This is a genomic window from Methylobacterium currus (genome assembly GCF_003058325.1).
Lineage (GTDB): Bacteria > Pseudomonadota > Alphaproteobacteria > Rhizobiales > Beijerinckiaceae > Methylobacterium > Methylobacterium currus.
The window spans coordinates 2,238,250-2,261,632 of record NZ_CP028843.1 but is presented as its reverse complement, the minus strand read 5'-3'; the positions used below and the strand labels follow the sequence as shown (position 1 = coordinate 2,261,632).

At 70.7% G+C, this 23,383-nt stretch carries 23 protein-coding genes; 9 read left to right on the top strand and 14 right to left on the bottom strand.

Annotation, left to right across the window (positions count from 1 at the left end; genetic code table 11):
* Positions 1–18: 18 nt before the first annotated feature.
* Complete coding sequence (locus DA075_RS10840) at positions 19–840, bottom strand: NADPH-dependent oxidoreductase (protein WP_099953220.1); 822 nt, start codon at positions 838–840, stop codon at positions 19–21.
* 121 nt (positions 841–961) lie between these two features.
* Here DA075_RS10840 and DA075_RS10835 point away from each other — a divergent pair, with 121 nt between their 5' ends.
* Entirely contained in the window at positions 962–2,299 is a 1,338-nt protein-coding gene (locus DA075_RS10835) for an LLM class flavin-dependent oxidoreductase (protein ID WP_099953219.1), read from the top strand.
* Positions 2,300–2,355: 56 nt separating this feature from the next.
* Here DA075_RS10835 and DA075_RS10830 read toward each other — a convergent pair whose 3' ends face one another.
* The 9 genes from DA075_RS10830 to DA075_RS10790 form a co-directional block, all read right to left on the bottom strand.
* On the bottom strand, positions 2,356–3,318 hold the full coding sequence (locus tag DA075_RS10830) for a type II secretion system F family protein (protein WP_099953218.1): 963 nt from the start codon (positions 3,316–3,318) through the stop codon (positions 2,356–2,358).
* 114 nt (positions 3,319–3,432) lie between these two features.
* Positions 3,433–4,401 carry a type II secretion system F family protein gene (locus DA075_RS10825; RefSeq protein WP_099953217.1) on the bottom strand — a complete coding sequence of 323 codons (969 nt, stop codon included), beginning with the start codon at positions 4,399–4,401 and terminating at the stop codon, positions 3,433–3,435.
* Between the two features lie 70 nt (positions 4,402–4,471).
* On the bottom strand, positions 4,472–5,935 hold the full coding sequence (locus tag DA075_RS10820; protein ID WP_099953216.1) for a TadA family conjugal transfer-associated ATPase: 1,464 nt from the start codon (positions 5,933–5,935) through the stop codon (positions 4,472–4,474).
* Positions 5,936–5,991: 56 nt separating this feature from the next.
* The gene (locus DA075_RS10815; RefSeq protein WP_099953215.1) at positions 5,992–7,248 is read right to left on the bottom strand and encodes a CpaE/TadZ family protein; all 1,257 of its coding nucleotides are present in this window, start codon (positions 7,246–7,248) and stop codon (positions 5,992–5,994) included.
* 117 nt (positions 7,249–7,365) lie between these two features.
* The gene (locus DA075_RS10810) at positions 7,366–8,091 is read right to left on the bottom strand and encodes a CpaD family pilus assembly protein (protein WP_099953214.1); all 726 of its coding nucleotides are present in this window, start codon (positions 8,089–8,091) and stop codon (positions 7,366–7,368) included.
* Positions 8,092–8,146: 55 nt separating this feature from the next.
* Positions 8,147–9,697 (bottom strand): type II and III secretion system protein family protein, encoded by a 1,551-nt coding sequence (locus DA075_RS10805; protein ID WP_099956534.1) that lies wholly within the window; start codon positions 9,695–9,697, stop codon positions 8,147–8,149.
* A 65-nt stretch (positions 9,698–9,762) separates the two neighbouring features.
* The gene (gene cpaB / locus DA075_RS10800) at positions 9,763–10,572 is read right to left on the bottom strand and encodes a Flp pilus assembly protein CpaB (RefSeq protein ID WP_099956533.1); all 810 of its coding nucleotides are present in this window, start codon (positions 10,570–10,572) and stop codon (positions 9,763–9,765) included.
* Between the two features lie 281 nt (positions 10,573–10,853).
* Positions 10,854–11,360, bottom strand: coding sequence for an A24 family peptidase (locus tag DA075_RS10795; RefSeq protein ID WP_099953213.1), 507 nt, complete (start codon positions 11,358–11,360; stop codon positions 10,854–10,856).
* A gap of 222 nt (positions 11,361–11,582) precedes the next feature.
* Positions 11,583–11,747, bottom strand: coding sequence for a Flp family type IVb pilin (locus tag DA075_RS10790; RefSeq protein WP_099953212.1), 165 nt, complete (start codon positions 11,745–11,747; stop codon positions 11,583–11,585).
* A gap of 336 nt (positions 11,748–12,083) precedes the next feature.
* Here DA075_RS10790 and DA075_RS10785 point away from each other — a divergent pair, with 336 nt between their 5' ends.
* The 3 genes from DA075_RS10785 (at position 12,084) to DA075_RS10775 (ending at position 14,025) form a co-directional block, all read left to right on the top strand.
* Positions 12,084–12,569: a pilus assembly protein N-terminal domain-containing protein gene (locus tag DA075_RS10785; protein WP_099953211.1), complete on the top strand. Its 486-nt coding sequence runs from the start codon at positions 12,084–12,086 to the stop codon at positions 12,567–12,569.
* A gap of 98 nt (positions 12,570–12,667) precedes the next feature.
* Positions 12,668–13,342 (top strand): TadE/TadG family type IV pilus assembly protein, encoded by a 675-nt coding sequence (locus tag DA075_RS10780; protein ID WP_099953210.1) that lies wholly within the window; start codon positions 12,668–12,670, stop codon positions 13,340–13,342.
* Between the two features lie 53 nt (positions 13,343–13,395).
* Positions 13,396–14,025, top strand: coding sequence for a TadE/TadG family type IV pilus assembly protein (locus DA075_RS10775; protein ID WP_099953209.1), 630 nt, complete (start codon positions 13,396–13,398; stop codon positions 14,023–14,025).
* Positions 14,026–14,136: 111 nt separating this feature from the next.
* On the opposite strand, the gene DA075_RS10770 is transcribed toward DA075_RS10775, so the two are convergent.
* Positions 14,137–14,649 (bottom strand): retropepsin-like aspartic protease family protein, encoded by a 513-nt coding sequence (locus tag DA075_RS10770; RefSeq protein WP_099953208.1) that lies wholly within the window; start codon positions 14,647–14,649, stop codon positions 14,137–14,139.
* Between the two features lie 284 nt (positions 14,650–14,933).
* Between DA075_RS10770 and DA075_RS10765 the strand changes: the two genes are divergently transcribed.
* The 5 genes from DA075_RS10765 to DA075_RS10745 all read left to right on the top strand — a co-directional run bounded on the left by DA075_RS10765 (position 14,934) and on the right by DA075_RS10745 (position 19,259).
* Entirely contained in the window at positions 14,934–15,614 is a 681-nt protein-coding gene (locus tag DA075_RS10765; RefSeq protein ID WP_099953207.1) for a 50S ribosomal protein L25/general stress protein Ctc, read from the top strand.
* Between the two features lie 96 nt (positions 15,615–15,710).
* Positions 15,711–16,322, top strand: a complete 612-nt coding sequence (pth, locus tag DA075_RS10760; protein WP_099953206.1) for an aminoacyl-tRNA hydrolase — start codon at positions 15,711–15,713, stop codon at positions 16,320–16,322.
* Positions 16,323–16,402: 80 nt separating this feature from the next.
* Positions 16,403–17,500, top strand: a complete 1,098-nt coding sequence (gene ychF / locus DA075_RS10755; protein ID WP_099953205.1) for a redox-regulated ATPase YchF — start codon at positions 16,403–16,405, stop codon at positions 17,498–17,500.
* On the top strand, positions 17,500–18,165 hold the full coding sequence (gene nfi / locus DA075_RS10750; RefSeq protein WP_099953204.1) for a deoxyribonuclease V: 666 nt from the start codon (positions 17,500–17,502) through the stop codon (positions 18,163–18,165). Before ychF ends, nfi begins: the two co-directional genes overlap by 1 nt.
* Before the next feature lie 95 nt (positions 18,166–18,260).
* Entirely contained in the window at positions 18,261–19,259 is a 999-nt protein-coding gene (locus DA075_RS10745) for a MaoC family dehydratase (RefSeq protein WP_099953203.1), read from the top strand.
* Positions 19,260–19,348: 89 nt separating this feature from the next.
* Here the strand turns inward: DA075_RS10745 and DA075_RS10740 are convergent, their stop codons facing one another.
* From DA075_RS10740 to DA075_RS10730, 3 genes are read right to left on the bottom strand one after another with little or no spacing between them, the layout of a single operon-like run.
* Entirely contained in the window at positions 19,349–21,550 is a 2,202-nt protein-coding gene (locus DA075_RS10740; RefSeq protein WP_099953202.1) for a 3-hydroxyacyl-CoA dehydrogenase NAD-binding domain-containing protein, read from the bottom strand.
* Positions 21,551–21,572: 22 nt separating this feature from the next.
* Positions 21,573–22,133 (bottom strand): hypothetical protein, encoded by a 561-nt coding sequence (locus DA075_RS36535; protein WP_164712294.1) that lies wholly within the window; start codon positions 22,131–22,133, stop codon positions 21,573–21,575.
* Positions 22,133–23,341 (bottom strand): acetyl-CoA C-acetyltransferase, encoded by a 1,209-nt coding sequence (locus tag DA075_RS10730; RefSeq protein ID WP_099953200.1) that lies wholly within the window; start codon positions 23,339–23,341, stop codon positions 22,133–22,135. Before DA075_RS10730 ends, DA075_RS36535 begins: the two co-directional genes overlap by 1 nt.
* Positions 23,342–23,383: the final 42 nt, after the last annotated feature.

Genomic DNA, 23,383 nt, shown 5'->3' with positions numbered 1-23,383 from the left:
GGATGAGTGGACGAAGCGTTACTTCAGCCCGAAGCCCCGGCGTTCCAGGATCCCGCGCAAGCGGTCACGGCCGCTCAGCGAGCCCGGCCCGCGCACCCGCTCCAGGGCGGCCTCGCTCCAGCCGACCTCGGGCATCCGCTGCCCGGCCTGGAAGTCCACCATCGCGGCGTCGTAGGCCGCGATCGCCCCGGTCGCCAGGGCGGTGTCGTAGCGCCCGCGATGCAGCACCACCTCTTGCGGCAGGCGCGGCTTCACGGCAGCGGGCCGCTCGGGATCGGGCCGGCCGACGCAGTGGCCGAACACCGCCAGCACGTTCGGCGGCAGGCCGAGGAGGTCCGCCACCGCCTCCGGATCGTTGCGCAACGCCCCGATATAGACCGAGCCGAGGCCGAGGGATTCGAGCGCCACCGTGGCGTTCTGGGCCGCCAGCGCGGCATCGACCACGCCGACCATCAGCATCTCCAGGTAGTCGAGCCCGTCCGTCGGCCTGTCCCGGTCGCGCCCGATCGCGCCGAGGCGCGACAGGTCGGCGAGCCAGACCAGCACCAGGGGCGCCTCGGCGACGTGGCGCTGCCCGCGCGCCACCTCGGACAGGCGCCGCTTGGTGGCTGCATCCTCGACCGCGACGACGCTCCAGGTCTGGAGGTTCGACGAGCTGGGGGCCGATTGCGCCGCGGCGACGAGCGTTTCCAGGGCTCCCTCGGGGAGCGGATCGGGCCGGAACGCCCGCACCGTGCGGTGGGCGAGGAGGCCCGCGATCACGTCGTTCCAGGCGATGTCGAGCATCGTCTCCGCGCCGTAGCGCGCCCTCAGGGCGTTCCCTCGTCCCGTCTCGCTCATTCGATCCTCGTCTCGCGCCGGTTCCGGCCACGGAAGTAGTACACGAAATTCATTGACTAACCAGGGCGGCGATCCCAGATCGGGGCGGCACGGCCGCACGGGCCGGCCCGGGGAACCCGACATGGCGCGACACCGCAGGCTTCATCTCGGCGCCTTCATGCGCCCGGTCGGCATCCACACCGCCTGGTGGCGCTATCCGGGCGGGCTGCCGGACGCCAACTTCAACTTTCGCCATCTCGCCCGCTTCGCGAGAGAGCTCGAGGCGGCGAAGTTCGACGCCTTCTTCATGGCCGACCACCTCGCGGTGCTGAACATGCCGGTCGAGGCGCTCAAGCGCTCGGCCACCGTGACCTCGTTCGATCCCGCGACGCTGCTGCCGGCGCTCGCCGTGGTGACCGAGCGGATCGGGCTCATCGCCACCGCCTCCACCACCTACGACCAGCCGTTCCACGTCGCCCGGCGCTTCGCCTCCCTCGACCACCTGAGCGGGGGCCGCGCCGGCTGGAACGTGGTGACGACCTCGAACCCGGATGCGGCGAAGAACTTCGGCCTGGAGCACCATCCCGAGCATGGCGACCGCTACGACCGGGCGCACGAATTCGTCGAGGTGGTGAAGGGCCTGTGGGATTCCTTTTCCGACGACGCCTTCCTGCGCGACGTCGAGAGCGGGATCTTCTTCGACCCCGAGCGGATGCACGTGCTCGATCATCAGGGCCCCCATCTCTCGGTGCGGGGTCCCCTCAACGTCGCCCGGCCGGTCCAGGGCTGGCCGGTGATCGTGCAGGCGGGCGCCTCCGAGGCCGGGCGCCAGCTCGCCGCCGAGACCGCCGAGGTGATCTTCGGGGCGGCCGGCAGCATCGAGGACGGCCGGCGTTTCGCCGAGGACGTGCGCGGCCGCATGGTCGCGGTGGGGCGCGATCCCGACCACCTCAAGATCCTGCCGGCCTGCTTCGTGGTGGTGGGCGACACGGTGGAGGAGGCGCGCGAGAAGCGCGCGCACCTGGACAGCCTGGTGCACGAGGCGAGCGCCGTCGCGGCCCTGTCGATCGCGCTCGGCGTCGACGCCTCGGCCTTCGACCCCGACGGGACGCTGCCGGAGATCCCGGAGACCAACCAGTCGAAGACCGGGCGCGAGCGGGCGATCGCGCTGGCCCGGCGCGAGGGGCTGACCGTCCGGCAGCTGGCCCAGCGCCTCGGCGGCTATGCCGGCCTCGGGATGGTCGGCACGCCCGCTACCATCGCCGACGAGATGCAGGCCTGGCTCGAGGCCGGGGCCAGCGACGGCTTCAACATCATGGTCTCGGACGTGCCGCAGGGGCTGGAGGACTTCACCAGGAAGGTGGTGCCGGAGCTGCAACGCCGTGGCCTGTTCCGCACCGCATACGAGGGCACCACCCTGCGCGACCATCTCGGCCTGCCAAGGCCGGAGAACCGGTTCTTTCCCGGGGCAGGCCGGTGAGGCGAGACCTAAGCGAGATGAGACCTGCCTGAGATGGGGCCTGCCTGAGATGGGGCCTACTTGGAGCTGAACACCTGCACCATGGCGGGGGTCAGGATCACCACGAACAGCACCGGCAGGAAGAACAGGATCATCGGCACGGTGAGCTTCGGCGGCAGGGCGGCGGCCTTCTTCTCGGCCTCGTTCATGCGCTGGTCGCGGCTCTCCTGGGCCAGCACCCGCAGGGCTTGGCCGACCGGGGTGCCGTAGCGCTCGGCCTGGATCAGCGCCGTGGTGACGTTCTTCACCGATTCGAGCCCGGTGCGGTTGGCGAGGTTCTCGTAGGCGACGCGCCGGTCGGTGAGATACGACAGTTCGGCGGTGGTCAGCGCCATCTCCTCGGCCAGCGTCATGCACTGGTCGGCGATCTCGACGCCGACGCGCCGGAACGCCGCCTCGACGGCCATGCCGGACTCGACGCAGATCAGCAGCAGGTCGAGCGTGTCGGGCCAGTTGCGCTGGATCACCGCCCGGCGCTTGGCGGTCTGGTTGCGCAGGAAGAGTTCCGGCGCCTTGATCCCGAGATAGGCCGCCACCACCACCAGGCCGAAGCGGATCAGCGCTGGCTGGTCCAGCACCTCCAGCACGAAGAGGTAGAACACCGACAGGACGAACAGGGCGATCGGCATCACCAGGCGGAAGAACAGGAAGGCGATCTCGGCCTGAGGGCCGCGATAGCCCGCCATCATCAGGTTGTTCTTGGCGTTCTCGGTGCCGAGCCAGTCGTCGAGATGCAGGCGCTCGACCACCCGCTTCATGTAGGCCTTGGGCTCCTGGCGCAAGGACGCCTTCTGGTTCAGGCGCTCGCGCTCGCGCAGGCGGATGCGGTCGCGCTCCTTGCCCACTCCCTTCAGGCGGTGGCGGAGCCGGTCGGGCTCCAGGAACGGCTGTGCCAGGGTGAAGACCGTGGCCGCCGCGGCCACCGCGGCGAGCGCCGCGCCGAGGAAATAGGGGTCGGTCAGCTGATACAGGATCTGCACGCGCCGCCTCCTGGAGCGTCGGGAATGCCTTGGCGTTAAAGGTGCCTTGGCGTCGGGAATGCCTGGGGCTTCGGGGGCCGGTCCGGCGGCGGGCGCGGGAGTGGCGCCGCCCGCTCAGATGTCGAAGCGGATCATCCGGTTCATCACGAACACGCCGACGAGCATCCACACCCCGGAGCCGGCGAGCGCGATGTGGCCGATCGTGGTCGTCCAGAGCAGCGAGATGTAGTCGGGGCTGGTGATGTAGGCGAGGGTGGCCACCACGAAGGGCAGGGAGGCGATGATCGCCGCCGAGGCCTTGGCCTCCATGCTGACGGCCTTCACCTTGTCGGCCATCTTGCGCCGGTCGCGCAGCACCCGCGAGAGGTTGCCCAACGCCTCCGAGAGGTTGCCGCCGGATTTCTGCTGGATGCCGATCACGATGGCGAAGAAGTTCGCCTCCGGCACCGGCATCCGCTCGTAGAGGCGGCCGACCGCATCCCCGAGGGAGATGCCGAGGGCCTGGGCCTCGATCATCGCCCGGAACTCGCTCTTGACCGGCTCCCGGGCCTCGCGGGCGATGATGCGCAGGCAATCGCCGACCGGCAGGCCCGAACGGATGCCGCGCACGATCACGTCCATGGCGTTGGGCAGTTCCAGGATGAAGCGGTTCATCCGGCGCTGGCGCAGGTAGGAGAGCAGCCAGCGCGGCACGCCGAGCCCCGCCGCGAAGGCGAGGCCGAGCGCCAGGAGCGTATCGCCGCTCATCACGAACCCGAAGGCCCCGACGAGGAAGCCGCCCACCGCGCTGAACAGGCAGAACTGGCCCTTGGAGATCGTGAGGCCCGCCTGGGTCAGCCGCAATTCGAGGCTGACGCGGCTCTTCTTCTTCTCCTTGTCCTCGATCTCCTTCAGGCTCTTGGCGACCTGGTCGCGGCGGCTCACCGCCTGCACGCGCTCGACGGCCTGGCGCTGGCCGATCAGGGCCTGCTGGCGCTTGGTGGCCCGCGCCTCGCTTGGCAGCAGCGGCACCACCACCGCGGAGGCGAGCGACACCGCGCTCGCCGCGAGCAGGCCCGCCGCGATCACCGTCTCGATGTCCATCACCCGTGCCCCCCCGGGCTCGCCGCCGCGCCGCGTGTCGCCGCGCCGCGCTTCACCGATCCGAGGCTCATCATGCCGCCTCCTCCGGCCGGGCTTCGGCGGCGTCGAGGGCGGCGGCGAGCGCCCGGTCCTCGCCGTAGTAGCGCGCCCGCTCCCAGAAGCGCGGCCGGCCGATCCCGGTCGAGCGGTGGCGGCCGATCAGCTTGCCGTTCTGGTCCTCGCCGACGACGTCGTAGACGAACAGGTCCTGGGTGATGATGACGTCGCCCTCCATCCCCATCACCTCGGTGATGTGGGTGATGCGCCGCGAGCCGTCGCGCAGGCGGGCGGCCTGGACGACGACGTCGATCGAGCCGGCGATCATCTCGCGCAGGGTCTTGGAGGGCAGGTTGTAGCCCCCCATCGAGATCATCGATTCGATGCGGCTCAGGCACTCGCGCGGCGAGTTGGCGTGCAGCGTGCCCATCGAGCCGTCATGGCCGGTATTCATCGCCTGGAGGAGGTCGAAGGCCTCCGGGCCGCGCACCTCGCCGACGATGATCCGCTCGGGCCGCATGCGCAGGCAGTTCTTGATCAGGTCGCGCATCGTGACCTGGCCCTGGCCTTCGAGGTTCGGCGGCCGGGTCTCGAGGCGCACCACGTGCGGCTGCTGCAATTGCAGCTCGGCCGCGTCCTCGCAGGTGATGATGCGCTCGTCGTCGTCGATGTAGCGGGTGAGGCAGTTGAGCAGGGTGGTCTTGCCCGAGCCGGTACCGCCCGAGACCACCACGTTGCAGCGCACCCGCCCGATGATCTGCAGGATCTTGGCCCCCTCGGGCGAGATCGAGCCGAAGCGCACGAGCTGGTCGAGGGTGAGCTTGTCCTTCTTGAACTTGCGGATGGTGAGCGCCGGGCCGTCGATGGCCAGCGGCGGCGCGATCACGTTGACGCGCGAGCCGTCCGGCAGGCGCGCGTCGCAGATCGGGGAGGCCTCGTCGACCCGGCGACCGACCTGGCTGACGATCCGCTGGCAGATGTTCATCAGCTGCTGGTTGTCGCGGAAGCGCACTCCCGTCAGCTGGATCTTGCCGCCGACCTCGATGTAGGTCCGGTTGGCGCCGTTCACCATCACGTCGGCGATGTCGTCGCGGGCGAGCAGGGGCTCGAGGGGGCCGTAGCCGAGCACGTCGTTGCAGATGTCGTCGAGCAGCTCCTCCTGCTCGGCGATCGACATCACGACGTTCTTGAGGCCGATGATCTCGATGACGATGTCACGGATCTCTTCCCGCGCCGCGTCCGGCTCGAGGCGCGCGAGCTGGGTGAGGTCGATCGCCTCGATGAGCGCGCCGAAGATCATGCTCTTCGTGCGGTAATACTCGTCCGAGCGGCCATTCTCCGCCGGTGCCGGGGCCTCGCGGGCTGCCGGCGGGGGGGCGGCCTCGGCCCGCTTGCCGTCCTGGAGGACCGGCGCCGCCGCCGGGAGCGCCGGGGCGGGGCCGGCGGGGCGCGCGGCCGGCGCCTTCTGCGCCGCCGCTCCGGGTCTCCTGCCGAACATGGATCAGCGACCTTCTCGAGAAGCGGGCCGACGGGATGGAACGGGACGGGGGTGGCTCACGACGCCTTGCGGCGGGCGAGCCGGGCCAGCAGCGGCTCCAAGAGGGGCTCAAGGATGTTGCCCCGGCCGCGGCGCGTCTCGCCGCGGCCGGTGAGGGATCCGGCGAGCTCGCTCAGGACCTCCGTGACCTTGGCGCCGGGCTGCACCTCCGCCAGCATCTGGCCGTTATTGGCCGCGGTGCCGAACAGGGCGGGCTCGAACGGCACCGTGGCGGCGACCGGCGCGTCGAGGGCCTTGGAGAATTCCGACACGGCGATCTCCGGGCGCTTGGGCATCCCGACCCCGTTGAGGACCAGGCGCGGCATGCGGTCGTGGGGCCTCGCCTGACGCAGAACCTCGAACAGGTTGCGGGCATTGCGCAGCGAGGTGAGGTCGGGCGCGGCCACCACGACGATCTCGTCGGCGCCGATCAGCATCCGCCGGCACCAGGCCGACCAGCCATGCGGCACGTCGAGCACTATGCAGGGCACGCTCGCCCGCAGCACGTCGATCACCCCGTCGAAGGCGCCCTCGACGAAATCGGTCGGGCGGTCGAGGGTTGCGGGCGCCGCGAGCAGGCTCAGGTTGTCGGTGCATTTCGACAGGAGGCGGTCGACGAAGTTCGCGTCGACCCGGTCCGGCGCGAACACCGCCTCGGCCACGCCCTGCGGCGGGTCCTGGTTGAAGTTGAGGCCGGCGGTCCCGAAGGCGATGTCGAGATCGGCGATCACCGTCGCGGTGCCGTAGTCGCGGGACACCGACCAGGCGATGTTGTGGGCGAGCGTCGAGGCGCCGACGCCGCCCCGGGCGCCGACCACCGCGATCGTCCGCCCCAAGGGCTCGGCCGCCGGATCGCTGAACAGCTCGGAGATCGCCGCGATGACCGCGACCGCATCGATCGGCGCGATCAGGTACTCGCTCACGCCGCGGCGGATGAACTCGCGGTAGAGCACGACGTCGTTGACGTGGCCGATCACCACCACCTTGGTGCCGGAATCGCAGACCTCGGCCAGGCTGTCGAGGGCGGCGAGCGGGTTGCCCTTGGCCGTGCCGATCTCCACCACGATAACGTTCGGGGTGGGCGCGCTGCGATAGGCCTCGGTGGCGGCCGCCGCGCCGCCCATCTGGACCCGGGTATGCGCCTTCTGCATCCGCCGGTCGCCGGCGGCGGCCTCGATCACGGCCGCGACCTCGCCGCTCTCGCAGAAGGCCTGCACGGTGATGCGGGGAACCGGGGCGATGACCCGGCCGGTGGGTTCGCCCGGCTCAGACATGACGCGACCTCCCCCGGGAGGGGATCGACCGCGAGGGACGGCATCCCTCGTCCGACCGGCCCCGACCGGCCCCGGTGCGCCTCGTCGCGGCAGCGACCCTCGTCCGGCGCGTCCTCATCACTGCCCCACCTGGTTCTTCACGCTCGCGCGGCCATCCTGCTTCCAAGTGGTTGATGGATCCTTTCCGGTGCGCAGGTCGGTCAGGTCCTGGGTCCTGGTCACCGTGTCGATCCGGCCCTCCTGGCGGCCGCGCACCAGGTCGACCGGGTCGGCGATCTGGCTGGCGAGGTTCGACTGGGTGGCACAGCCGAAGTTCCAGTAGCTCTCGTTGCGGGCGTTGAAGCCCGCATTCGTGACGCCGAGATCCTGTGGCCAGAGCCCGCAGGCCCCCGCCACCTTGGCCTGCATGCGCTGGAAGCTGAGGCGCACGGGCGCGCTCACCGCAACGTTGGCGACCGGGTAGGGCGCGACGACGATCTCTCGCGCGCCGACCCCCCAGGCGACCGCCCGGGCGCGCACCCGCGCGAGGGTGCGCTCCACCGCGCCGCCGGGCACCTGCGAGCCGCGGGGCACCTCCAGGACCAGCACGCCGCGGCCGTAGCGGCGGTACTCGGTGAGGAAGGCGTCGACGTCGTCGGCCTGGCGCGGGTCGATATGCCCGGTCCCCGTCACGAACACGTCGAGGTTGCGGGGCGAGTCCGACAGGACGATCGGGTGCCGCTCGGGGACCGTCATCGGGTAGGTCGAGCCCGTGGTCAGCCGGCGGTCCGCGGCGCAGGCCGCGAGGCTGGCCGAGGCGGCGAGGATCGTCAGGCGGAGAGCGGTGCGGGTCATCGCTGGCATGGTCTCGGCGGAATCTCGGCGGAGTCTATCGGGCGGCCCGGGCGGGTCCGTGCGTTCAGTCGGTGATGAAGCCGACCCGGCCGCGATAGCCGGAGCCGAGGGGCGCGGCGCCGACCACGCCGTAGAGGCGGTTCAGGCGGCCGAGCACGATCGCCTGGCTGTCGGTCGACTCGGTGAAGCCGTCGTCGGGCTTGCGGACCTGGGCCGGATCCATCGGCTTGGCGATGTAGGGCGTGACCATGATCATCAGCTCCGTTTCCTGGCGCTGGTAGTCGCGGGAGCGGAACAGGGCGCCGAGGACCGGCAGGTTGAGCATCCCCGGCAGGCCGCTGATCGCCTGGCGGTTGCGCTGCTGGATCAGGCCCGCGATCATCATCGTCCCGCCCGACGGCAGCTCGATGGTCGTTTCGGACTTGCGCACCGTGAGGCCCGGCACCGAGATGGTGTTGTTGCCGTTGGAGACCGGCACCGCGCTCTGCGGATCAAGTTCCGTGACGTTGGTGCCGACCCGGATCGAGATCCGGTTCTCCGATTGGACGACCGGAGTGAAGTTCAGCGCGACGCCGTAGGGCTTGTACTCGATGCCGACCGAGCAGTTCGAGGAGTTCGAGGCGATCACCGCCGAGCAGCTCTGGCTGGTCGGAACCGGGATCTCGCCGCCGGCGGTGAAGGTCGCCGCCTCGCCGGAGATCGCCGTCAGGGTCGGCTCGGCCAGGATCCGCGACACGCCGGCCTGCTCGAAGGCGCGCAGGTTCGCCTGGAGCGAGAAGCCGCCGGAGGAGAGCTTGCCCGTGAGCTCGTTGCCGGCCGGGTAGGAGCCGCCGGTGAGCGGGAAGGGCACGCCGTTGACGAAGTTCATCGTGCTCCAGCTGGCATTCAGGTTGATGCCGAACTGCTTGAGCACCTGGCGCGAGACCTCGACCACGGTGACGCGCAGCATCACCTGGTCCTTGCCGCGGATCGTCAGGTTGTTGATCACCGCGCCGCGGGCGGTCGTCCCGGCCCCGCCGGTGCCCACGAAGGCGTTGGCGATGTCGACGGCCTGCTGCGCCTCCGCGGCGGAGCCGACCGAGCCGGTGAGCAGCACCGAATCGCCCGCCGGGCGCACGTCGAAGCGGCCGCCCGGGATGCTGCCGGTGAGCGTCTGGCGCAGCACGTTGAGGTCGCGCCCCACCGTGACGTCGAGGGCGGCGATCTGGCGTCCCTCGCCGTCCATCACGAAGATCGAGGTGGCGCCGTTCTCGATGCCGATGACGAACACCTTGCGGGTCGAGCGCACCACGGCGTTCGCCACCTTGGGATTGGCGACGAACACCTCCTTGGCGTCCCGGGGCAGGTCGATCACCAGCGACCGGCCCATGGTGAGGTCGATGCGGCGCGACACGTCGGCCTCGTTGGGGCCGACATTCACCACCGGCGCCGGCACGATGCCGCCGCGCGGGCCCGTCCCGCGCAGGCTCGCCCCGTCCTGGGCGGCGGCGGGTCCGGATGCGAGGACGGCCAGGGTGCCCGCCAAGGTTGCCGCCAGGATTCTCGTCGAGGCCGAGCGGAAGGCGCCGCGGAGGGAGGCGGCGGCGCGAAGGAACGCCGGGGAAGGCTCGGACATCGTCATGGAACGGGGACTCGCGGGGCGGGGACCGGTCGCGCGGGTGAGGCTGGACGGGCGCGCGCTCATCGGCGGGGCATCTGCTTGGAGACGCCGTAGCGCACGATGGTGAGGCCGGCCTCGGCCTGCGGCTCCGGTGAGGTCGGGGCGACCTGGCCGGCATCGGCGAGGCTGCGCAGGGTGAGGGAGAGCTGGCCGACCTTCTGGGCCAGGGTCACGGCCTCGGCCTGGGCCGGTGTGAGCTCGAGCGTCGCGGTGTCGCCGGTGATCACCCGCTCGCCGTTGCGCTCCTGCACGGTCTGGCCGACCGCCAGGACCCGGATGTTGGTCAGGATGGTCTCGGCGGTCTGGGTGTCGCCGACGCCGGCGCGGGCCGCCTCCTCGTCGCGGGAGATGCGCAGCACGTCGACCCGGTCGTTCGGCAGGATGAAGCCGCCGGCGGTGTTCGAGCCGCGGGCATCGATCGAGATCGCGACGGCGCGCATCCCGGCGGGCAGGATCGCCGACAGGAAGCCGCTGCCATTGGCCTTGATCAGCTTCTCGCGCCGGATCGGCTCGCCGGAGAGGAACGGGCTGCGCACGATCGAGCCCGCCGTGTCCTCGAGCGCCGTCGGCGCGCTGGTGCGCTGCAACGCGCTGTCGCTCGCCGCGCTCTTCGGCCAAGGCTGCCAGCGCAGATCCGCCGGCTTGAGCGTCTGTCCCATCGGCAGCTCGGCCGCGGCCACCAGTACCTCCACCATCTCGATGGCCGGGGCCGCCGCGGCGACCGGCTCGGCCGGCGGCGGGGGCGGCGGCTCGCGGCCGCTCATCACGACGAAGGCTCCCGCGCCGGTCACGGCGGCGACGCTGATGAGAAGCAAGCGCGAAGACTTCATGAGGCGCCAACGAGAGGGAACGGCAGGGGCGGCGCGATGCCGTCCCTTGCCGGACTTCATCAGGGATTCCTCAAATTAAGGTTAACCGTCCTTAGGGTTAACGCGCCGGACCAGGGTGCCGCCGGGAGCCGGAAACCTGGAGTTGTCGGCTCGTGGGAAAGGGCTGGATCGGGGAACCTGGCGTTGAGCCGCCGGAGCCGGGGCGCGGACATGCATGCGCGGCGGGAAAGGCGGCTTTGCGCCTTCCCCGCCGCGATCGTCCGGCCGTCGGATGAGGAGCGTCAGCCTGCCAGCACCAGGTGCCATAATGGCGCGGCGGGGCAGGTGACGAGGGCGGAGGCCGACAGGGCGACGCCGTAGGGGATGCCGACGCGCTGGTCGTGGAGGCGCAGCGCGAAGGGCCAGGTCGCCGCGAAGCCGGGGAGGGGATGGCTGCGCATGAGCAGCAGGCCCAACGCCATCATGCCGCCGAACACGGCGGCGTTGACGAGGTAATCGGGCAGCGCGCCGAAGCCGAGCCACAGAGCCGTCGCCGCCGCCAGCTTGACGTCGCCGGCGCCCATCGTGCCCGTGAGATAGAGGACGAAGCCGACGGTGAGCACCAGCGCACCCGCGCCGACATGGCTCGCGACCTCGAACCAGCCGAGCCCCGTGGCGACGGCCAGGACCGCGAAGCCGCCGGCGAGGGCCATGCTGACGCGGTTGGGAATCAGCATCGTGAGGACGTCGCTGACGGCCGCGTAGGCCATCAGGAAAGGGAACACGACGAGAAGGCAGAGGCTGACCATGCGGGCTCGCGGCGGGCAAAGAGGAGCGCGGTGCCTGTCGCCGGCTCCCCCGGGAGCCGGTACCCCGAGGCCGCCCCGACATCGCGCGGCCGGCCGGGCGGCGAGGGAATGCGACCCGCGCGGGAGCGCGCGGACCGAGCCGCCGGACAAGGGCCGGCTCGGCGCCTCGCGCCGCTGGGAGGGGCGCGCCGACCCGCCCGACGCGGGTCGGCTTCGCGGTCCTTACTTCAGGTTGCCGGCGATCGAGTTGAACTGCGCCCCGAGGTTGTTCCCGACGGAGCGGGCCGCGGCGATCACCGCGATGGCGATCAGGGTGGCGATCAGGCCGTACTCGATCGCGGTGGCGCCCGACTCGTCGCTGACGAAACGCTTCAGCTTGGACATCATAACTGTGTTCCCGCCTGAGTGGTATCGGTTAGTCCGTCGACAATCGACTGGCGCCGATCGGGACTAACGGCAACTTAGGCTGCGCCTTGTTGAGGTTGGGTTAAAGCGATCGCGGATCCCGGCCGGCGGGCCGGAAATCCCGATCTTGGTTAACGGCCGATCGATTGCGGTCCATGGCGCCTGTCCCCAGAGGAAGCGGGGCAAGCGGGCACGGCGGGCTTAGCGGTTTGTCAACCCATCCGGCGCTTGACTGCCCGCAGACCGCGAACGTCCCCGCAACATCCCCCCGCCGAAGATCCCCCCGCCAATGAGCGCAAGACGGATGAGCCCGAGCCGATGAGCCAGCCCCACCGCCCGAGCCTCACGCGAGCCGCGTGCCTTCTGGCGTTGGCGGTGCTGGCCCCCGCCGCCGTGCAGGCGAGCGACGGCGCCACCGTCACCGTGTCGGTCGACAACGCCAAGGTGATCCGCCTTCCGGAGCGCACCGCGACGGTGATCGTGGGCAACCCGATCATCGCCGACGTGTCGCTGCAGCGGAACGGCATCGTCGTCCTGACCGGCAAGAGCTTCGGCAGCACCAACCTCATCGCGCTGGATTCGGCGGGCACGATGCTGGCGGAATCGGCGATCAGCGTGCGGGCCGGCAGCCCGTCGGTGATCACGGTGCAGCGCGGCCTGGAGCGCGAATCCTATTCCTGCACGCCCGCCTGCCAGCCGGCGGTGCAGCTCGGCGACGCGCAGCGCTACTTCTCCGAGGTGAGCGGCCAGGCCGGCCAGCGCAACTCCCTGGCGACGGCCGGGGGAGCGGTCGGGACGCGCTGAGGCCGGCATTGCGCCTCACCGATCCGAGCCCCCGCGCCCGTCATCGTCGCGTCCCGGCACCCCTCTTCCGCAACTCTCGTCCGGATCCGAACCGCGCCATGCTCCGTCGTCGCCTGCCCGATGCTAAAGGACCGCCGGCCGGGCGGGCCTCGACGGCGCGCGGCTCCTCGTTCGGGTCGCGGATCGCCGCGATCCGGTTGCGGATCATCGCGATCCGGTTACGGATCGCCGGCTTCCCGTCCGCCCGCGAGGGGGCGACCGCGGTGGAATTCGCACTGATCGGGCTGCCGTTCCTCTGCCTCGTCGCGGCGATCACCGAGACCGCGCTGGCGTTCTTCGCCGCCCAAGTCCTCGACAACGCCGTCTCGGGTGCCTCGCGCCAGCTCTATACCGGCCAGTTCCAGGCCGCTCGCGCGACGGATCCGCCTCCGCCTGCCGACACCACCACGCAGCAGGCCGCGCTGAAGAAGTTCAAGGACGCAATCTGCAAGAGCCAGGTCGCGATCTTCTCGTGCAGCAGCGTCAAGGTCGACGTGCTGACGCTGTCCGACGGCGACAGCTTCACGCCGACGAGCCCGATCAATGCCGGCTCGCGGTCCTGGCGGACCGATTTCGGCACCCAGTACCAGGATCCGGGGCCGGGTCAGATCGTGATCGTGCAGGCGGCGGTGGAGTTTCCGGTCTTCTTCGGCTTCCTCAATCCCAACACCCTGTCGAACGGCAAGAGGGTGCTGCAGAGCACCGTGGCCTTCCGCACGGAGCCGTTCCAGTGAGCGCGCGACGGGAATCGGGGCCCATCCGTCATGCGCTCGCGCGCCGTCGTGACATGCCTGACGCGCTCGCGCGCTTTCGGGGCGGGCGGGACGGCGTCGCCGCAGTCGAGTTCGCGCTGGTGCTGCCGCTTCTGCTGCTGCTCTATTTCGGCACGACCGATCTCGCCGGCTATATCGGCAACGTCCGCAAGGTGACCCTGGCGGCCCGCACCGTGGCCGATCTGGTGGCGCGGGAGGGAGGTGACATCTCGGCGAACCAGTTCGCCTTGATCGTGAAGGCGGGACGCGCGGTCCTCGCCCCCTATGACGGCGCCACGGCGCGGATCGCCGCCAAGGCGGTCGGTGTCTACGATGCGAACGGCAAGGCCAAGGTCTGCTCCTACGCCGTGGATGCCGGCAACGCCTCCGCGCCGGCGCCGACCGGCCCGACCGACGTGCCGCCGGTGCCGGACGCCTTCAAGAGCGCGGGCGCCCGCTACGTCGTCGTCGAGCTGACGATGGCCTACAAGCCGATCTTCGCCGCCAGCTTCGCCAAACGGTTCAACCTCGGCACCGTGACCGAGTCCGTGGTCTGGCCGGTGCGCAACGGCAAGGTCTACAACGTCTCGGTCACCTCGGTCCCGGAGGTCGTGCTGCCGACCGTCGTCTCCAACAGCAACGGCGGGGCCTGCCCGAGCACCTGATGCCAGGGCAGCGTCCGATCACGCTGTGATCGGACGCTGCTCGAGGTTTTTGAGTGTGCCGCATTGTCGCCGACGAACCGGCGTCCACGTCGTCGGACAATGCCCAGAGGCTCATCCCCGCAGGATCATCCGGCCCGCCGCGACCTCGAAGCCGCGCAGGCGGCGCAGGAACGACATGCCGAGCAGGCTGGTCTCGAGGCGCCCGCTCGGCAGAACCAGGGCCTCGACGTCACGCACCGCGATCCCGCCGAGGCGCATCTCGCGCACCCGGACCCGCGCCGCCGGCACCGTGCCGTTGGCGGTGGCGACCTGGGCGGTGAAGTCGCGCGGGCCGACCCGGACCCCGATCCGCTGCGCATCCTCGCTGGTGAAGACGCAGAGCGTGGCGCCGGTATCGACCAGCATGCGCAGCACCTGCCCCTCGACCTGCGGGTAGGCCTGGAAATGGCCCGACAGATCCTGGGCCAGCGTCACGCTGGAGGCGGATCCGGGCGCCACCTGCGCCGCCTCGGCTGCCGGAGCCGGGGCGCCGTGGCCTGCCCGGGCGAAACGCTCGGTCATCGAGCCGCCGGTGAGGGCGGCGCCGGCGAGCACGCCGAGGGCCCAGAGGATCGGCCGCGTCACGGGACAACCTTTCGAGAGGGGGAGCGATGCCTCCCTAAGGTCGCGGCCGTCCGGTTAAGGATCCGTCCGGCCGATGCGCGAAAGGCCGGGTCGTCCGCGGGATCTCCCCGTCCTTGCCATCGGGGCCCGTCTCTGCTAGCAGCACCCCCGCCCGCCGGACACCCTTGGAGGCCGGATTCCCCTCATCGGGAACGGGCGTGGCGACGTCGGTTCACAGGGCCGTCCTCGAGGGGGCGGCCTTCGGCGTTTGAGCCATCCGCAACACCAGTTTTAAGGATCACGCCATGAGCGCCGTGAAGCCGCTTGAGGCCGTGGCACGCGACCGGGTCGGCAAGGGGGCCGCCCGGGCCGTTCGTCGCCAGGGCCAGGTGCCTGCCGTCGTCTACGGGGGCAATCAGCCGCCGCAGGCCATCGCCATCGACCTCATCCGCACCCGCACCCTGATCTACGCCGGTGGCTTCCTGACCACCGTGTTCGAGATCAGCGCCGGCGGCCGCAAGGTCCGGGCGATCCCGCGCGACTACCAGCTCGACCCGGTCTCCGGCGTGCCGCTGCACGTCGACTTCCTGCGCGTCGTCGCCGGTCAGTCGGTCGAGGTCGAGGTGCCGGTGCACTTCACCAACGAGGACGCGGCTCCCGGCATCAAGCAGAATGGCGGCACGCTCAACATCGTGCACCACACCGTCGCGGTCGAGGTCGCGCCCGAGTCGATCCCCGACGCGATCACCGTCGACCTGACCGGCAAGAACATCGGCGACACCATCCACGTCTCCGACCTGCCCGTGCCGGCCGGCGCCACCCTCGCCCTCGGCGGGGACGAGGTCGTCGCCACGCTCGTGCCGCCGACGGTGCTCGGCGCCGAGGTCGAGGCCGAGGAGGCCGCGGTGGCCGAGGCCGCCCGCGCCGAGTCGGCTGCCGAGGCCGCCGAAGAGGCTGCCGAGGGCGAGGCCGCCAAGGAGGACTGAGCCGGCTTTTTTCGGCTCTGGCCTCACCTGTCAATCGGGACGCCCCGGTCGCGAGACCCGGGGCGTTTCCGCTTTCTCGGGGAGCTTCCTGTCGCCATGCGGCTGTTCGTCGGCCTCGGCAATCCCGGCACCCGCTACGCGGGCAACCGGCACAATATCGGCTTCATGGCGCTCGACGCGATCGCGCGCCGGCACCGCGCCGCGCCGTGGCGGCGCAAGTTCCAGGGCGAGAGCACCGAGGCGGTGATCGGCACGGAGCGCGTGCTGCTCCTCAAGCCCCTGACCTTCATGAACGAATCCGGCCGGGCGGTGGCGGAAGCGCAGCGCTTCTACAAGATCCCGCTCGAGGACGTGGTGGTGTTCCACGACGAGCTCGATCTCGCGCCCGCCAAGCTCCGGGTGAAGAAGGGCGGCGGCAATGCGGGCCATAACGGCCTGCGCTCGATCACCGCGCAATGCGGCAACGAGTACTGGCGCGCCCGCCTCGGCATCGGGCATCCGGGCGACAAGGCCCTCGTCCACGCCTACGTGCTCAACGATTTCGCCAAGGCCGAGATGCCGTGGGTCGAGGACCTGTGCGACGCGATGGCCGACGCCGCCGAGCTGCTGGCCTCCGGCGAGGATGCCCGCTTCCAGAACAAGGTCCACCTCGCCATGGCCGGACGGGGCTGGGACGAGGTGAAGCGCGTCGGCGAGAAGCCGGCTTGACCCCGACATCTTCACACCGCAATGGCGACGCGATCTGGCCGCGGGCCGGCGGTCTCTAGCGAATCGAACGGAACGATCTGATGGGCTTCAAATGCGGCATCGTCGGCCTGCCGAACGTCGGCAAGTCGACGCTCTTCAACGCGCTGACGCAGACCGCGGCGGCGCAGGCGGCGAACTACCCGTTCTGCACCATCGAGCCGAATGTCGGCGAGGTGGCGGTGCCGGATCCCCGGCTCGACGACCTCGCGCGCATCGCCGGCTCGAAGGAGATCATCCCGACCCGCCTGACCTTCGTCGACATCGCCGGCCTGGTGCGCGGCGCCTCGAAAGGGGAGGGCCTGGGCAACCAGTTCCTCGCCAATATCCGCGAGGTCGACGCCATCGCGCATGTCGTGCGCTGCTTCGAGGACGGCGACGTCACCCACGTCGAGGGCAAGGTCGACCCGATCGCCGACATCGAGACGATCGAGACCGAGCTGATGCTGGCCGATCTCGACAGCCTCGAGAAGCGCGTCACGGCGCTCGAGAAGAAGGCCAAGGGCGCCGACAAGGAGGCCAAGGAGGTCCTCGACCTGGTGCAGCGGGCGCTGCCGCTCCTGCGCGACGGCAAGCCGGCGCGGCTCGTCCAGCGAAAAGCCGAGGAGGAGCGCCTGTTCTCGCAGCTCGGCCTGATGACGGCCAAGCCCGTGCTCTACGTCTGCAACGTCGAGGAAGGCGCGGCCGATTCCGGCAACGCCCACTCGGCCGCCGTCTTCGCCCGCGCGAAGGAGGAGGGCGCCAAGGCCGTCGTCGTCTCGGCCAAGATCGAGAGCGAGATTGCGGTCCTGCCTCCGGCGGAGCAGGTCGAGTACCTGGAGGCGGTGGGGCTGACCGAGCCCGGCCTGAACCGGGTGATCCGCGCCGGCTACGAACTGCTCGGCCTCATCACCTACTTCACCGTCGGGCCGAAGGAGGCCCGGGCCTGGACCATCACCAAGGGCACCCGCGCGCCGGCCGCCGCCGGGGTGATCCACACCGACTTCGAGAAGGGCTTCATCCGCGCCGAGACCATCGCCTTCGCCGATTACACGGCGCTGAAGGGCGAGGCGGGTGCCCGCGAGGCCGGCAAGCTCCGGCTCGAGGGCAAGGAATACCTGGTGCAGGACGGCGACGTGCTGCATTTCCGCTTCAACACCTGATGGATCTCGTCCGGCGCCACGGCTGGGACCTGACGCCGGCGGAGGCGGTGGTGCTCCAGCGCCAGCTCGCCGCCGAGGTCGTGGCCGACCGGCCCCTCGCCCTCGACGCCGTGCGGCTCGTCGCCGGCGTCGATGTCAGCGTGAAGAACGACCGCTCGCACGCGGCGATCGTGGTCGCGACCTACCCGGATTTCCGGGTGGTCGAGACCGTGACGGCGTTGATGCCGACGCCGTTTCCCTACGTGCCGGGCCTGCTCAGCTTCCGCGAGGGTCCGGTGCTGGAGGAGGCCTTCGGACGGCTCCAGGCCGAGCCCGACGTATTCCTGTTCGACGGCATGGGCACGGCGCATCCGCGCCGCATCGGCATCGCCAGCCATATGGGCCTGTGGCTCCAGCGCCCGACGATCGGCGTCGGCAAGACCCGGCTCTGCGGCCGCAACGCGCCGCTCGACGAGGAGAAGGGCGCGCACCAGCCGCTGATCGACAGGGCTGAGACCATCGGCGCGGTCGTCCGCACGCGCAAGGCTAAGCATCCCCTGTTCATCTCGCCGGGCCACCTCGCCGACATCCCGACGAGCGTCGCCCTGGTGCTCGCCTGCGCGCCGAAATTCCGGCTCCCCGAGCCGATCCGCCTCGCCCACAAGGCTGCCGGCGCATTTTCTTGAGGCGTCCGGGCGCATGTCGAAGGGCCGCAGGCGCTTCCGCGTCGGACCTTCGCCGTGCTAGCCCGGCGGCTCCTGAACGCCGCCGGACGCCCCCCATGCCCCGTTACTGCTTCGAGGATCTCACGCCCGGTCTCCGGCTCGATTTCGGGCCGCTGGCGGTGAGCCGCGACGACATCGTGGGCTTCGCCCGCGAGTTCGATCCGCAGGGCTTCCACATCGACGAGGCGGCGGCGAAGGACAGCTTCGTCGGCGGGCTGATCGCCTCGGGCTGGCACACCTGCGCGCTCGGCATGCGTCTCGTCGCCGACGGCTTCATCCTGCAATCGAGCTCGATGGGCTCTCCCGGCATCGAGGCGGTGCGCTGGCTGCGCCCGGTCCGTCCCGGCGATTCCCTGTCGATGCGGATGAACGTCACCGAGAGCCGGCCCTCCGGCAGCAAGCCCGACCGCGGCTTCGTGCGCTTCCTGCTCGAGATCGCGAACGGCGCCGGCCAGCCGGTGATGACCCAGGATTTCTGGGCGATGTTCGGTAAGGCCGGCACGCCGCCCCTGCCGCCGCGGCCGCGCCCTCCGGAGGATCCTGCGCCCGCCGACCTGACCGAGGGCGAGGCGCTTCCGTCGGTCCATCTCGAGGACATGCCGCTGAACCGGTGCTTCGACCTCGGCGCGCACCACTTCACCCGCGAGGACATCCTGCGCTTCGCCCGCGCCTTCGACCCGCAGCCCTTCCACGTCGACGAGGCGGCGGCGGAAACAACGCATTTCGGTGGCCTGTGCGCCTCGGGCTGGCACACGGCGGCGGCCTGGATGAAGCGCATGGTCGCGGCCCGCGACCGCGGCCGGGCGCTCGCCGTCGAAAACGGCGACCCGATCGTCGAGGGCGGGCCCTCGCCGGGCTTTCGCGATCTGCAATGGCTGAAGCCGGTCTATGCCGGCGACACGATCCGCTACGACGTCACCCTGACCGAGGCGCGGGCGTCGCGCACCCGGCCGGGCTGGGGCGTCGTCAGCCATACCGCCACCGGCACCAACCAGCGCGGCGAGCCGGTGTTTCGCTTCGCGGGGGCGTGGCTGGCGCCGAGCCGGGCGGAGTAACACGCCGCGGGGGGAGACCGTTTCGTCATGTCCGACCCGCGCCCTCGGGATGAAGGCGCGGGTGGGGGGAGTTCCGGCCCGATGGGCGCTCAGGCCGCCTGCTTGGCCGCCTCGCCGTAGAAGGTGCCGCCCGTCTCGGCCATCGCCACCAGCGTCTCCGGCGGGGAGAAGCGGGCGCCGTGCTTGGCCTCCAGATTGCGGCACAGCGCGACGAACCGGGCCGCCCCCATGAAGTCGATGTAGGACAGGGCGCCGCCGGTGAACGGCGCGAAGCCGAAACCGAGGATCGAGCCGACATCGGCCTCGCGCGGATCGGTGACCACGCCCTCGCCGAATGTCCGGGCCGCCTCCAGAGCCTGGGTGACGAGGAGGCGCTGCTTCAGCTCCGAAAAGTCCACGGCGTCGGGATCGAGCCTGGTCTCCTGAAGGTCGCGCAGACCCGGCCAGAGCTTCTTGGAACCCTGCTCGGGATAGTCGTAGAAGCCCTTGCGGTTCTTGCGCCCGAGCCGGCCCTCGCCCTCGACGAGGGCGGTGAGCAGGCGCTCCTGGACCGGGTTGACGGCGGCCTCGCCGACCTGCGCCTTCGTCGCCTTGACGATCTTGAGGGCGAGGTCGACGCCGACCTCGTCGTTGAGCGAGAGCGGGCCGACCGGCATGCCGGCCTGGCGCCCGGCATTCTCGATCATCGCCGCCGGCACGCCCTCGCCCAGCATCAGGTGGCCTTCGAGGATGTAGGCGCCGACGCAGCGGTTGGCGAAGAAGCCGCGGGCGTCGTTGACGACGATCGGGGTCTTCTTGATCGCCCGGACGTAGTCGAGGGCGACGGCGAGCGCCCGCTCACCCGTCGTCTTGCCCATGATGATCTCGACCAGCATCATCTTCTCGACCGGCGAGAAGAAGTGGATGCCGATGAACTGCTCCGGCCGGCTCGACGCCTTGGCCAGGCCGCTGATCGGCAGGGTCGAGGTGTTGGAGGCGAAGATCGCGTCGGGCCCGATCACCGCCTCGACCTTGGCGATCACCTCGGCCTTGACCTTCGGATCCTCGAACACCGCCTCGACGACGAGGTCGCAGGCAGCGAGAGCGCCGTAATCGCCGGTCGCGGTGATGCGCCCGAGGAGCGCGTCGCGGTCGGCGGTCTTGGCGCGGCCCTTCATGATCTGGTCGGAGACCAGCTTGTGGGCGTAGGACTTGCCCTTCTCGGCGGCTTCCGTGGATTGATCGACGAGCACCACCTCGAGCCCGGCATTCGCGGAGACGTAGGCGATGCCGGCGCCCATGAAGCCGGCGCCGACGACGCCCACCGTCTTCAGCGGCACCGCCCCGACGCCCTTCGGCCGGCGGGCGCCCTTGTTGAGCTCGCCCATCGACAGGAACAGGGTGCGGATCATCGCCGCCGCTTCCGGCGAGCGCAGGATCTTGGCGAAGTACCGGCTCTCGACCTTGAGCGCGAGGTCCATCGGCAGCTGCAGGCCCTCGTAGACGGCGTGCAGGATCGCCTTGGCGGCCGGGTAGTTGTCGTGGGTCTCACGGCGGTAGATGGCGTTGGCCGGCGGCCAGGTCATCATGCCGGCCGGCGAGTAGACCTTGCCGGACGGCGCCTTGAACTTCGGCTGGTCCCAGGGCGCGACGGCGGAGCCGCCGGCCTTGATCCACTCCTTCGCCCTCTCGACGATCTCAGGCTTCGGCGCCACCGCGTGGACGAGCCCCATGTTGCGGGCCATCAGCGGGCGGATCTGCTCGCCCTTGAACAGCATCTGGAGGGCATCGCCGGTCTGCATCAGGCGGGCGACGCGCTGGGTGCCGCCGGCGCCCGGAAACAGCCCGACCTTGATCTCCGGCAGGCCGACCCGGGTCTTGTCGTCGTCCGACAGGATCCGGTGGTGGCAGGCCAGCGCCAGCTCGAAGGCGCCGCCGAGGCAGGTGCCGTGCACCGCCGCCGCGAACGGCTTCCCGCAGGTTTCGAGCTTGCGGTACAGCAGGGTGAGCCGGCGCGATTCCTCGAAGAAGAAGGTCATCGCCTCCTCCTCGCCGCGCTCGCGGGCAAGGCGCGCGTACTCGGCGCCGAGGCCCTGCAGCATCGTCAGGTCGGCGCCGCCCGAGAAGGTGTCCTTGCCGGAGGTGACGACGCAGCCCTTGACGGCGGAATCGGCCACCACCGCGTCGATGATCTGGTTCAGCTCGTCCATCACCTCCGGGGTGACGACGTTCATCGAGCGGCCCGGCATGTCCCAGGTGGCGAGCGCCACGCCGTCGGCATCGGTCTCGAAGCGGAAATTCGTGAGGTTCATGGCGAAGGCCTCGTGAGAGCGATTACGGCTTGGCCGGTGCGGGCACCGGTGCCGGTGCAGGCACCGGGGCCGGTGCGGGCGCAGGAGCCTGTGTCGGAGCCGGCATGCCCTGCGGGGCCGGGTTCTGGCCGTTGCCCTGCTGCGACAGGGCCGCCAGCGAGAGCAGGTTCATCATCTTGGTCACCGCATCCTTGGTGATCGTGGTGACCATCGAGGTCGGGTCGGCGTTGAGCGCCTGGAACTTCTGGTAGACCGGGTTGTCGTAGATCGTCGCCAGCCGCTTCAGTTCGGCCGCGTCGAATTTTTGGGCGTATTCCTTCGACAGCCCGTCGACGAGGGTGTCGCGCTCCTGCGCGAAGGTCTTTTCCAGCTCGGGGCGCAGTTGGCCGGCCTGCTCGGCGCTCATCGAGGCGAGGGTCTTCTCCTCGGCCTGCTTGAACGCCTGCGTCAGGTTGCGGGCCACGGTCTTGGTGACGATGTCGCGGGCGAGCGCGATCCGGTCGTCGTCGGCCCGGGCCGGACCGGCGAGGACCAGCGCGACGGCGAGGCAGGCGGCGAGAGGGGCGAGGGCGCGCATCGGCATCACACCCGCTCGATGATCGTGGCGGTGCCCATGCCGGCGCCGATGCACAAGGTCACGAGGGCGGTCTGCTTGCCCGTGCGCTCCAACTCGTCGAGGACGGTGCCGAGGATCATCGCGCCGGTGGCGCCGAGGGGGTGGCCCAGCGCGATCGTGCCGCCATTGACGTTGACCTTGGCGGGATCGACCGCGAAGGCCTGGAGGAAGCGCAGCACCACCGCCGCGAAGGCCTCGTTGACCTCGAACAGGTCGATGTCACTGACGCTCATCCCGGCGCGCTTGAGCACCTTGCGGGTCACGTCGACCGGGCCGGTGAGCATCAGGGCCGGGTCCGAGCCGATATTGGCGAATGCCCGGATGCGGGCGCGGGGCTTCAGGCCCGCCGAGGCCCCGGCCTCCTTCGAGCCGATCAGCACCGCGGCGGCGCCGTCGACGATGCCGGACGAATTGCCGGCGTGATGGACGTGCTCCACCGCCTCGACGTCCGGATGCGCGTCGACCGCGACCGCGTCGAAGCCGCCCATCTGGCCCATCTGGACGAAGGAGGGCTTGAGGGCCGCCAGCGACTGCATGTCGGTGCTCGGCCGCATGTGCTCGTCATGGGCGAGCAGCGTCAGGCCGTTGACGTCGCGCACCGGCACCACCGACGGCTTGAACCGGCCGTCCTGCCAGGAGCGGGCGGCGCGCTTCTGCGACTCGACCGCGTAGGCGTCGCATTCGTCGCGGGAGAAGCCGTACTTGGTGGCGATCAGGTCGGCCGAGACGCCCTGCGGCATGAAGTACGACTTGATGGCGATGGCCGGGTCGACCGGCCAGGCGCCGCCGGAGGCGCCGAGGCCGACGCGGCTCATCGATTCGACGCCGCCGCCGACCGCCATGTCGTGCTGGCCGCTCATCACCTGGGCCGCGGCGAAGTTCACCGCGTCGAGGCCCGAGGCGCAGAACCGGTTGATCTGCACGCCCGGCACGTGGTCGCCGTAATCGGCCACGAGGGCCGCGGCGCGCGCGATGTCGCCGCCGGCCTCGCCGACCGGGTCGACGCAGCCGAGCACGATGTCGTCGACGAGCCTGGTGTCGAGGGAGTTGCGGTCCTTGAGGGCGCGGAGCGCCGTCTCGGCGAGGCGGAGCGCCGTCACCTCGTGCAGCGAGCCGTCGGGCTTGCCGCGGCCGCGGGGCGTGCGGACGTGGTCGTAGATGTAGGCGTCGGGCATGGGCGTCTTCCCGGAAGTGTCTCGCGGGCGGCCCGTTCGCGG